The sequence below is a fragment of the Limnovirga soli genome (assembly GCF_013106755.1).
GTDB classification, from domain to species: Bacteria; Bacteroidota; Bacteroidia; order Chitinophagales; family Chitinophagaceae; genus Limnovirga; species Limnovirga soli.
Window position 1 is genome coordinate 1 of record NZ_WHPF01000028.1, and the last position, 4,165, is coordinate 4,165.

Genomic DNA, 4,165 nt, shown 5'->3' on the forward strand with positions numbered 1-4,165 from the left:
GGTAACAGCAGGTAGCAGTACAGCGAGTTGTGGCAATAACAATGGCAGTATCACTGCAACAGCAACTGGTGGCACAGCACCATTACAATACAGCATTAATGGAACCACCTTCCAGGCTGGCAATGTGTTTAGCGGAGTAGGTGCAGGCACCTATACAGTAAGTGTAAAAGATGCCAATGGTTGTATCGGCACAACCACAGTCACCGTAAGTAATAGTGGAGCCGCAACTGTAACTGCTGTTAATACATCAGCAACTTGTAATAGTGTAAACGGTAGCATTACTGTGAATGCCACCGGCGGCACAGCACCATTGCAATATAGTATTGATGGCATTAATTTTAAATTGAATAATGTATTTACCGGGTTAAACGCAGGAAATTATACCGTTGTCGTAAAAGATGCAAATGGATGCTTGAGTAATACAATTACCAATGTCGGATTAATCAATTCGGTTTTGGCAAATGCAGGAACCGACTTAAGTGTATGTGCTGGAACTACAACACAATTAAGTGCAGGTTCAGATGCAACAACAATTATTTGGCAGCCTGAAACCTGGTTAAGCGATGCCAAAATTCTAAACCCCTATGCAACTCCTCCGGTTACTTCTACCTATACGATTATTGCGCAAACAGGAACTTGCATACAAAAGGATTCTGTAACCATTTATGTCAACCCACTTCCTGTTGCAAAGGCTGGCGCTGATACAACTATTTGTTTTGGAACTAATGTGCAATTACATGCATCGGGTGGCGTAGCGTATTCATGGTTGCCCGCAACTTATCTAAGTAATTCATTTATTGCTAATCCAATTGTGCAACATCCTCAAAGCTCTTTATCATACATGGTTGTAGTTGTTGATTCAAATGGTTGTAAATCTGCTAAGCCAGACTCTATTAATATAGTTGTGACTCCGAAACTCACCGTTTTTGCCGGAAGGGATACTTCTATTGCTATTAATCAACCTCTACAATTAAACGCAACAGACATAAACAATATTGGGTTTGTTAATTATTCATGGTCGCCTGTTTATGGACTTGATAATCCTTTAATACAAAACCCGGTTGCCATTCTGGATAAAGACCAGGTATATACTGTTTTAGCCACCACGGCAAATGGCTGTACCGCTTCAGATAATTTGGTGGTAAAAGTATATATGGGGCCAGATATTTTTGTGCCCACAGCATTTACGCCAAACAAAGATGGTTTGAACGATATATTTAAACCGATACCAACAGGCATAAAAGAGTTTAAATTTTTCACTGTGTTCAACAGGTTTGGTCAAATTGTTTATAATACAACCAACCAGCAAAATGGTTGGGATGGCATATTTAACGGCATGAAACAGGCGCCTGGCACCTATGTTTGGCAGGTAAAAGGTATTGCCTACGATGGTAAAGTGATTTATAAAAAGGGAACAGTGGTGTTAATTAGGTAATCATTTCTTAAACAAAAAATGTAACATGAAAAAGAGTTGTTTTTCCATCTTCTTTCTTGTACTATTCAGTTGTACTAAAAATACAAATATCATTATGCCTCATAGTGCTATGCAGTCAGGCAATGCCAATAACATACAATCAACTCTACAATTTGCAGGGCGTGTTTGGGATGTTACCAATGCAACAGTTGGTAAAATTGGGCCCGGCCCCAATTATTTTGCCGCCAATAATGTATGGGTAGATACCAGTGGTAACCTGCACCTGATGATAAAACGAAACCCGGCAAATAGAAAATGGTATTGTGCACAGCTTTCTACACAACAATCTTTGGGTTATGGCACTTACCAGTTTTGGGTAGAGGGGGCCATTGACAAGCTGGATAAAAATGTGGTGCTGGGCTTATTTAATTATTCTGGTCACGATGGTTATGATGAAATGGATATTGAAATGGCCCGTTGGGGTAATGCCAATAATGCTAATTTAAACTATACGGTTTACCCCGATTGGGATGATCGAAATAGTGGTTTTACACCCCAATCATTTAGTCAGAATATGCTTTTAAATGGTACCTACTCTACACATCGTTTCAGGCGTACCGCCAGCTTTGTAAGGTATCAAAGCCTTAATGGATTTACCAACGCAAATACCAATGCGTTTGCTGCTTTTACAGTTAATAAACCTCCGTTTTCTGTAAGTAAATACAATATGCCGGTGTATATGAATTTATGGCTGTTTACCGGTAAAGCCCCATCTGATGGTAAGGACGTTGAAGTAATTATTCATGCGTTTAATTATATGCCTTAATGCATTAGCTGAGTATTTAACCGAACGTACAAGAGTGCGACGCAATACTGCTACATAGCAGCTATTAGCCGGGATCATAATAAATAAAATTATTGTCCCGGCTATTTAATTATATGGCAGCATCCCTTGCGTCGCACTCTTGTACGGCACCAATACTTTGCGGCTTTTAATATCATGTAAATACTTGTTTCTAATCATGTAATTCCAATTTATTGGTAACTATTTTAAGGCATTAATTTTTTGTAGTGTTTGTATTGTGTTGTTTAATAGGGCAATAGCATAAAATTTTGAAATGCTATTTTTTTATTTTATTGATATACAATTAGATGTGTAAATTAGAATGTAGTAATTGTACTACAGGTTACGGACATTTGTACTACTCTAGTTAAATCGTATTTTCTATCGTTTACGCCTAAATAAGTGGGTTACTTTGCAAACGTGTTTTTATTTGGTACTATGTGCCGGTATTCAAGCTTTTCTTTTGCATCGCTTACCAAAACAAATATTCATGAAACTGAATAATACAGATGTGGAATTTTAAGTACATATTATGTATTGTTATGGCCTTTGTGCAGTTGCAGATTACAGCAATTGCACAGGTGGCAGGTTCGTGTTCAAATACAGCCTTACAACCTGTTTTTTCAAGAGATTTTGGGCAAAGCGCTAATTCATCCTCTACTACTACTGCACCTGCAGGTTCTACCGGATATAAATATGGCAATGTTGGTACCGATGGAAATTATATTGTAACTCCTTTGGTAGATAATGCCAATAAAGGTGACTGGACAAAGGGAGGTGACCATACCGGCAATTCTCATGGAAATATGTTTCTGGTAAATGCCGGTAGTAATAAATCGGTTTTTTTTAGAGATACGGTAAATAATCTTTGCCAGGGTTCGGTTTTTAATTTTTCTGCCTGGCTGGCCAATGTAAATACCAGCAGTACTACTGCTATTTGTGGGAATAACCTGGTATATGGGAATGTGATTTTTAAAATTAAAAACCTGGCAGGTGTAGTATTGGATTCAGTTATTACTGGCAACCTGCCATTATCACCTGTAAATGGCCCACCCAATTGGATACAATACGGTATGCAGTTTGCGTTGCCTGTTAATACTACTTCGCTTATTCTGGAGATGGTTGATTATTACGGTGGTGGTAACCAATGTGGTAACGACTTAGCCTTAGATGATATTTTATTTACGGCCTGTACGCCTCAGGTAACAGCTGCATTTACAACACCTTCCTCAGTTTGTTTGGGTAGTAGTATAAATATTGCTGCCAGTCTGGTTAATAATCCTTTTACCCAACCCGCCTATCAATGGCAAAAAAGTATTGATGGTGGATCTAATTGGACAAATATTGGTACAGCAAGTACAGCTGCTACCAGTTATTCTATAAATACAACTGCATATAGTGACGCAGCTTTGTATCGTGTAATGGTTGGGCCAAGTGTGGCAAGTTTAACTGGCAATACCTGTGTAACCGTTTCCAATAGTGTACAACTTTCTGTAAATCCTTATCCATCGGCAACCATATCTGTAAGCAGTCCGGATTGTTATGGGGGTAATCTTTCTTTTACTGCCAATATAACAAGTGGCACTTTGCCATTCACCTATAGCTGGACAGGGCCAAATGGATTTTCCTCCTTGTTGGCTAATCCCGTTATTTTAAATGTAAATGGTGCCGCTTCGGGAACGTATAATGTAAATATCAGTGATGTAAACGGTTGTGGTGTATCAGCTTCTACTTCGGTAACCGTTTCTACATTACCTGTAATAACACCAATTACCGGCCCGGATAGTGTATGTGTTGGTCATACGATTAATCTAAGTGAAGCCACCGCTGGTGGCAGCTGGTTAAGTGATAATAGCGGCATCGCCACGATTAGCAATACAGGCCTGGTAACCGGTATCAGTGCCGGC

3 protein-coding genes are annotated in these 4,165 nt (G+C 39.1%); all 3 read left to right on the forward strand.

Annotation, left to right across the window (positions count from 1 at the left end):
- On the forward strand, nucleotides 1-1,435 hold a 1,435-nt coding region (locus GD597_RS21575; RefSeq protein WP_171609997.1), incomplete at its 5' end, for a T9SS type B sorting domain-containing protein.
- Nucleotides 1,436-1,460: 25 nt separating this feature from the next.
- Nucleotides 1,461-2,240 (forward strand): glycoside hydrolase family 16 protein, encoded by a 780-nt coding sequence (locus GD597_RS21580; protein WP_171609998.1) that lies wholly within the window; start codon nucleotides 1,461-1,463, stop codon nucleotides 2,238-2,240.
- A gap of 560 nt (nucleotides 2,241-2,800) precedes the next feature.
- Nucleotides 2,801-4,165: hypothetical protein (locus GD597_RS21585; RefSeq protein ID WP_171609999.1), on the forward strand; the 1,365-nt coding region annotated here is incomplete at its 3' end.

Excerpts from the sequence above, each read along its gene's own strand:
- GD597_RS21580 (WP_171609998.1), top strand. The coding sequence starts at position 1,461 with ATGAAAAAGAGTTGTTTTTCCATCTTCTTTCTTGTACTATTCAGTTGT.